This window comes from Vallitalea sediminicola (assembly GCF_054408565.1).
In genome coordinates this window covers 1-8,045 of the sequence record NZ_BTPT01000108.1, presented here as the reverse complement: position 1 = coordinate 8,045, position 8,045 = coordinate 1, and the positions used below count along the sequence as shown (strand labels likewise).

The 8,045-nt window shown below is 30.3% G+C and carries 5 protein-coding genes; 3 read left to right on the top strand and 2 right to left on the bottom strand.

Annotated features, from left to right (window positions below; genetic code table 11):
- Window positions 1–77: 77 nt before the first annotated feature.
- Window positions 78–836 carry a TSUP family transporter gene (locus ACX6CF_RS25705; protein ID WP_458788243.1) on the bottom strand — a complete coding sequence of 253 codons (759 nt, stop codon included), beginning with the start codon at window positions 834–836 and terminating at the stop codon, window positions 78–80.
- A gap of 182 nt (window positions 837–1,018) precedes the next feature.
- On the opposite strand from ACX6CF_RS25705, the gene ACX6CF_RS25700 reads away from it, so the two are divergent.
- From ACX6CF_RS25700 to ACX6CF_RS25690, 3 genes are all read left to right on the top strand, one after another.
- Window positions 1,019–1,945, top strand: a complete 927-nt coding sequence (locus ACX6CF_RS25700; protein WP_458788242.1) for a helix-turn-helix domain-containing protein — start codon at window positions 1,019–1,021, stop codon at window positions 1,943–1,945.
- 132 nt (window positions 1,946–2,077) lie between these two features.
- Complete coding sequence (locus ACX6CF_RS25695) at window positions 2,078–3,892, top strand: ABC transporter ATP-binding protein (RefSeq protein WP_458788241.1); 1,815 nt, start codon at window positions 2,078–2,080, stop codon at window positions 3,890–3,892.
- Entirely contained in the window at window positions 3,885–5,627 is a 1,743-nt protein-coding gene (locus ACX6CF_RS25690) for an ABC transporter ATP-binding protein (RefSeq protein ID WP_458788240.1), read from the top strand. Before ACX6CF_RS25695 ends, ACX6CF_RS25690 begins: the two co-directional genes overlap by 8 nt.
- 72 nt (window positions 5,628–5,699) lie before the next feature.
- Here the strand turns inward: ACX6CF_RS25690 and ACX6CF_RS25685 are convergent, their stop codons facing one another.
- Complete coding sequence (locus ACX6CF_RS25685; protein ID WP_458788239.1) at window positions 5,700–8,000, bottom strand: discoidin domain-containing protein; 2,301 nt, start codon at window positions 7,998–8,000, stop codon at window positions 5,700–5,702.
- Window positions 8,001–8,045: the final 45 nt, after the last annotated feature.

Sequence of the window (8,045 nt, the reverse complement as noted above, 5' to 3'; positions counted from 1 at the left end):
AATCAGCATAGAGTTATGTAGTTCATCTGTATTTCTGCCCATAAGTATAGATTTTAAACTTATAAACTAGAAAAATATTATATTAAATGTAATACGTCTACAATCAATAACTTTAGTGATAGAAGTAAAGACATGGTTACAAAAATAGGTTTTATGATTTTGGCACCTTTCTTAAGAGCAAAAGAAGTGCCTAATCTTGCACCTAGGATACTGAATATTGCTACTGGTATACCATAGCTAAAATTAATTTTCATATTTATTGCGAATAAAAATAATGAAGTAATATTACTTACAAAATTCATTACTCTAGCATTAGCTGAAGCTCTTGTAAACTCAAAACCAAAGAGCTGTATTAATCCAAACATTAAAAAAGAACCTGTACCTGGTCCAAAAAATCCATCATAAAAACCAAGACATAGAGCTAATAATATAAGTAATAAAATTCTTAGTTTAGTTGCTTTTTTTAGATTTTCTTTCATTCCTAGTGATTTTGAAAATAGTGAATAACCTCCTATAACTAGTACCATTACTAGTATGATACTACTTAGTGTCTGTTCATTGATTTGAAGAGCTACAGTAACACCTATACATGCTCCAATTAATGTAAAGGGTATAGCGTATTTCAGAAGCTTTTTACTACCATGTCCACTTTTAAGATATTTTATTGAACTTGTTAATGAAGCACATGAAGCTGAGAACTTATTAGTTCCAAGAACCATATGTGAAGGTAATCCTGCCATATAATAAGCAGGTACACTTATCAATCCGCCGCCTCCAGCAATAGAATCAACAAATGCCGCTATAAATCCTGCAAAACATAATAAAACAATTTTCATTGGTTAAACACTCCTATAATGTTATCATAAGAATATTATAAATGATTATTGTAAAATAATAAAGTAAATATGATCTATCAAATAATTTTTCTTAGAGATTCTATTCATTGACAAAAATTCTTTTTAAAAGTATATTAATTGATAAGGTACAAATGACAAGAATATTCAAGGATGTGAAAAGCATGCAAGAAAAACAAATATTCTCTATTTGTTATGATAATAATATCTGTGATTTTGAAAAATATATTTTATCTTCAGCTATTTCATTTGAATTTTATAATATACATTCAGAAGACGGTATGGGTGGGAAGCATAGTGGGATGAATCTCTTTCGCATTGATTTTACTAAAGTTGGACGATTTGAATGTGAATTTCCTGATCATACTTATTCGTATAGAGGAGAGAATGAAATTACTTTGATGGCTATAAAGGATAGTGAAGAATGGATATTAGAGTCGAATTTCCCTACAGGTGAGTATAGTGGTTGTGCACTTATAATTAAATTAGATCAAATAACTGGTGAGGAGAGTTCTTTTCTCAACAAATTTAGTATTGATATTTTTGAATTGATTAATATTATGAACTTAAATAATAGATGGCACAAACTTATTGATTGTAGTAAATTCATAAATTTTTTTAACGATATTTATAATGCCCATATAGATTGTAATAAAGAAATAATTTTGTTAAGGGTTTTAGAGATGTTATCTAGTATTTCTAAAAACGAATTTCATCATAATCTAACGAATGATAATAGTCAATATTTTTCAGGAGAGCACGTTAAGAAGGTAAAAGCTTTACATAATATAATAACAAAAAACTATAATAGATCAATATCCATTGTAAGCATTGTTAGTGAAAATGGAATAGGATATTCTACATTTAATAAAATATTTAAAAATATTTATGGGGAATCTCCTTACCATTATTTAAAAAAACTCAGAATGAACTTTGCTGCCCATAAACTACATGAAACAGAATTAAGCATTCTAGAGATAGCTATATCCGTTGGATATAACAATCCTAGCAAGTTTTCAAATGCTTTTAAGTCTATTTTGGGAGTGTTACCAAGTACATTCAGAAAACAAAAAAACGGAATGGAGCATTAAAAACAGTAATGGAGTAGAAAATGATAATATAAATCAATTAATATATAGGTAGTTAGACTTGTCTAACTACCTATATTTATTGTTAGGAGGGAAGCTGCGTATTAGTATTACAAAATGTAAAGGATGGCAGATATGATTAATACTATGAAAAATAAAAATGGATTAAAAAGGTTAATGCAAATAGCATCAATAAAAAAAGGAATAGTAGTAGTAGCAATTCTTTTTCTTATTCTCTCAGCAGTAGCATCATTTTTACCGTACATATCAATTTATTACATTGCTACTGAAATATTAGAAATATATACTAAGAATAAGGCAGTTATGGATACAGAACTTATTTTCAAATTTGCATGGTTGCTTATTATTGGTGGTGGTATTAATATTCTTAGTTATTATACAGCGTTATGTCTGTTACATAAGGCTGCATTTGAAACAATCTATAAATTAAAAAAAGATATATTGCAGCATTTTACGAAATTACCACTTGGATTCACAATAAAAATGGGTAGTGGTAATATTAGAAGAATTATTGATGTAGATATAGGAAATACAGAAGATTTTTTGGCTCATCAATTACCTGATTTAGTATACACAATTGCATCTTGTATAATAACAGTCGGTATTTTAATTTGGGTTGATTGGCGTTATGGCGCCGTTTGCTTAGCTGTTATTGTAATTGCAGTTTATATATTAGGATTAGCATTCAGAACAGATTCTGCTAAAGCCCATATGCAAGAGGTATTCAAAGTCAATGCTGAGATGAATAATCTAGCTGTTGAATATGTGAGAGGAATTTCAGTATTAAAATTATTTAATACTACATTAGCAACATTTGAAAAATTTTATGATGTAATAAAAAAATATACTCAATCTTCCGTTAAATATACCTTGAAACTTGAAAAACCAATGGCCGCATATACAGTGTTAGTTCATAATATGTATCTGTTTATGTTGCCTATAATTATATATATTGGACAAAGTTCAAATGGATATAATTTATTTGTGACTAAAACAATTTTTTATATTGTTGTTGCACCAGCCATTACAATAACAATGTTAAGAGTTGTGCATCTAGTTTCAAAAACATTTCAAATTCAATATGGTATCCAAAATATGGATAAAGTATTTCAAGAATCAGTAATTCAGCCTATATCTGTTTCAAATAATATTTTGATAAAATCTTATGATGTAGAATTTAGAAAAGTTACTTTTTCTTATGACAAAACTGAGAAATCTTTAGCACTTGATAATGTGAATTTTACTGCTAAAAGTAATAAGGTAACGGCCATTGTAGGTGCATCAGGAAGTGGAAAAACTACCATTGCGCATCTGATACCAAGATTCTATGACGTACAAGATGGACAGATTATGATAGGAGGAGTCGATATTCGTAACATTGACTTGGATCAATTGATGGGTTTAGTTGGTTTTGTTTTTCAAGATGCTTATTTATTTAAACGAAGTATTAAAGATAATATTAGTATGGGGTGTGAAAATTCCTCGGATGAAGATATTATCCATGCGGCAAAAAGTGCATATTGTCATGATTTTATAATGAACTTGCCACAAGGATACAATACAATCATAGGCAGCAAAAACGTATACCTTTCTGGAGGAGAAAAGCAAAGAATAGCTATAGCAAGAGCTATATTACAAGATTGCCCTATCATTATATTAGATGAGGCAACAGCATTTAATGATGCAGAAAATGAATACTTGATTCAAAAATCTTTTGAGAAGCTCTTAGCTAATAAGACAGTCATAATGATTGCACATCGTCTGAATACAATTAAAAATTCTGATCAGATAATAGTAATGGATAAGGGTGAAGTAGTAGAAGAGGGTACACATACGGAACTAATTGGAAACAAAAGAAAATATTATAATATGTGGGAAACATATAGCCAATCACAGCTATGGCGAATTGGAGGTGAAACTATTGAATGAAATAAAAAAGTTGCTTTACATATCAGATATTAGTAAAACAAAGTTAAGAAAAGCTGTATTTGCCAGTGTTATATCTAATATATTGTTTATGATTCCAGTTATAGTTTCAATTGAGGTATTTGTTGAGATCTTAAAGCCTCTATCTGGGCAAGAAATTCGTTTCAATAGGATATGGATGCTCTTTATTGTGGGTATAATTGTATTTGTTTTAATGTTTTTGGCGAGTATATATGAACATCGAAAATGTTTCGTTGCTTCTTATTCAGAATCTGAGAGTTACAGGATAAAAATATCTGAGCACTTAAGACATCTTCCTATGAGCTTTTTTAATACTAGAGATTTAGCAGAAATTACAACAAATATTATGGGGGATTGTGCTTCAATTGAAATGGTACTTAGTCATACATTGCCTCAAATTATTGCAACAGGGATATCTACTACTATTATTAGTATCTGCCTTTTAATCATTGATTGGCGTTTAGCTCTATGTGTTATAATCACCATACCAACTGCCATGTTTATAATATGGGCAAGTAGAAAGATTCATAAGAAATGGGTCAGGAAATTAACAAATTTAAAATTAGAACAAGAGGAAGCAATTCAAGAATATATTGAGGGAATTAAAGTTATAAAATCATGCAGGGTTTCTAAAAATAATTTCCAACATATTAATAAACTTCTTGCTTCTATGAAAAATATGCAGCTAAAGGGTGAAATAATAACAGGTTTGTTTTTTACTGGTGCCCAAATCATTCTACAATGGGGTACGGGAATAACAATTTTTGTTGGAGCCATGTTATATGCAAATGGACATGTTAAATGTATACCTGTTCTTCTTTTCTGTATGTTGTCCATCAGAATATATGGTCCAATATTAGTTCAAATTGTTTCTTTTGCAGAATTGATGTACTATAGATTCGCAACAGAAAGGATGCGTAAATTAATGTTAATTCCAACAATCACAGGAGATGAAACAAAGCAGTTTTCTGATTTTAATATACATGTTCAAAATGTAAGTTTTGCTTATGCGGATAAAATCATAATCGATAATGTAACAATTCCTTTTTGTACAAATCAGATAACTGCAATAGTTGGACCATCGGGCAGTGGAAAGAGTACACTTATAAAACTTATCGCCAGGTTTTGGGATATAAATCAAGGAAATATCCTTATAGGCAATAATGATATTAGCAAAATTAAACCTGAACATCTTATGAAATATATTAGTATCGTTTTTCAAGATGTCATTCTATTTAATGATACTATTTATAATAATATTAAAATTGGTAACAAAAATGCCTCAGAACAAGAAATCTATGAAGCTGCAAAATTAGCTGGCTGTGAGGATTTCATAAAAGATTTACCTGATAAGTATAATACATTGCTTGGAGAAAATGGAAGTAAACTATCTGGTGGTGAAAGGCAAAGAATCTCTATTGCAAGAGCTTTACTTAAAGATGCTCCAATAGTTATTTTAGACGAAGCTACTTCTTCATTAGATTCAGAAAATGAAAATTTAGTTCAACAAGGAATTTCTAAACTGATAAAAGGTAAGACTGTTATTGTTATAGCTCATAAATTACGTACTATAGAAAATGCGGATAAGATTGTTGTTCTAAGTAATGGTAAGGTTGAAGAAATGGGCAAACATAAGGAATTATTGAAAAATAACGGATTATATAAAAAGTTATATGATTTACAAGATATGAGTTCAACATGGAGCGTAAACATCTAAATAAAAACTAAAAAAGATACTTTTGTTACTAGGGGCTTATTGTTTTTATAAGCCCCTAAGATATAAAGAAATTTAATTGTAGACTTCAAATTCCCATATTGAATAACCCCAATTAGTTGCTCGTTCTATGCCTTGCATCTTAATATATCTTCCTTGTTGATTGATAGGAATAGTATCTAGACCACCATCACCATCACTCTCAGTATATATATTTATCCAGTTAGTTGTATCATCTGATATTTGTATTTTATATTTTTTACCGTATGCATTTTCCCAATGTATGAGTACATTGCTAATATCTGTTATTTCACCTAAGTCAACATAGCACCATGAGTTATTATCATAATCACTAGCCCATCTTGTTAGTTTGTTTCCATCAACAGCTAGAGGTCCATTAAATGAAGTAGTTGGTTCTACACCTGAAACAAAAAATGGCTTGTTAACAGCTAGATTCGTGGGTTGATCTATAGTTTCATAAACACACAAATCATATAAAGAATATCCCCAATCCGTTTTTCTTTCAACACCTTGCATCTTTACATAACGTGCATCTACTCCTGAGAAATCAATAACATCTTCATTACCGTCAGAATCAACTTCACTATAGACATCTATCCAATTTACAGCATCGGTTGAAACTTGTATTTTATATTTTTTGCCATAAGCTGATTCCCATAATAATTTTACTTTATCAATATTATAAGTATCTATTAAATCTACGTAAATAAATTCTTCATCATTATAATCACTGGACCAACGAGTAGTTACAAAACGATCGACTGCTTTGTCGGCGATAAATGATGTACCTGCTTCTATAGAAGAAGCTGTAACAGGTTTATTATATGCTAGATTATTAGGGTCAATAGGAGGTAACTGCTCAGTAGGAGTAAGGTTGATACCTGGCGCATTACCAATTTCAAGAGTTCTATTTACAAACTCCGCATAAGTATTAGAATTTTTACCTCCCCATAGCTTTTCTGATAAGATCTTTAATGGAGGTTGAATTAGTTTATCACAATCTTGTTGTGTAACAATATCTCTTTTACCATCTAACCAGATATTAAGTTTAGCCCCTAGAAGTTGTCCGTGGTTAGGTGTCAATTTATTAGTTTTAGCTCTATTAAATATATGAGGTTCCCATTCCTCATAGAGAACTGGTAAATCAGGTAACCAGCTAGTATCTGGAACAATATATAGATAATCTCCAGAAGAATTTATTACTTTATTACCTCTGTTCACATAATTATTTACATCAAAACCACCTTCCCAAACATCAATAATGATATCAGAGTCGGGTACAGTTGTTCCACTTTCATGTTGCCATCCAGTCCATACACGTACATTTTTCCCTAGATTTTGTACATAATTAGCCATTGTATTATAATATTGGCGATATTTTTCACCGCCACCATCATATTCATCACAACCGATATGGAAATCTGGTGCTCGAAATAGAGGTATATATTCATCATATATGGATTGCATAAAAGTATATGTATCAGGGTTATTAAGATCTAGATAACGGTCACCTTTGGCAGAATTAATTAAGTCGGGACGAATCTTAGTGAATGGTCTTACATGGGATGGTGAATCAAATTCAGGAGTTATATTTATACCATAAATATCACCTAAATCCTGAAGTGCAGTAACTTCCTGTTTTGAATAACTGCCATCAGTAGCTGTCAGATTAGGATAAGTTGTACTTTCTATTCTAAATGCCCAATAACCATCATACCAATCATCTGTCCAGTGAATATGAAAGTCATTCATCTTAAACCATGACATCAGCTTTACATAATCACGAAGAAAATCTATATTAAAATATTTTCTTGATACATCAATCATAAAAGCACGTTCTTCATACATAGGAAAATCTTTGATGTTTCCTTTTGGTATAGAACTCTTTGCATTATCTGCTACTAATATTTGAAGTATTGATCTTGTTCCATAGAATGCACCATCAGCTGTATTTGCTTTTAAGGTTACAGTATTATCAATGTTCATTAGATAGCCTTCATTACCTATATCTGTATCCTGGCAGTTGAGAGTAATATATATGTCTGAATCAGTAGGTGTATTAGAAACTAATATAGATAAATCCAAATTGTCATTAATGAGTTTTAGATCATCTTTAAATGAGGTCATTCTAGTCAATAATTCTGTTTCATAATTTGGGTCAATGCATATATGGGATTGTGGAGTAAGAGTAAAGAGACCTGTCCCACCAATCCATTCTCGTAAGGCAGGAATCACATTGGGTTGATTATTAGTATTGTATGCTAGTATTGGTAGTGAATTGAATTGAGAAAAAACTAGTAATAGGATTAATAATAAGTAGGCATAATGTCTAGAAATTTTCTTTTGAAATTTCATTTTTATTACCTCCATATAATTTTAGAGCACTCTCGGAAACTCTAT

Coding starts and splice junctions, on each gene's coding strand:
- ACX6CF_RS25705 (WP_458788243.1), bottom strand. CDS start 836: ATGAAAATTGTTTTATTATGTTTTGCAGGATTTATAGCGGCATTTGTT.
- ACX6CF_RS25700 (WP_458788242.1), top strand. CDS start 1,019: ATGCAAGAAAAACAAATATTCTCTATTTGTTATGATAATAATATCTGT.
- ACX6CF_RS25695 (WP_458788241.1), top strand. CDS start 2,078: ATGATTAATACTATGAAAAATAAAAATGGATTAAAAAGGTTAATGCAA.
- ACX6CF_RS25685 (WP_458788239.1), bottom strand. CDS start 8,000: ATGAAATTTCAAAAGAAAATTTCTAGACATTATGCCTACTTATTATTA.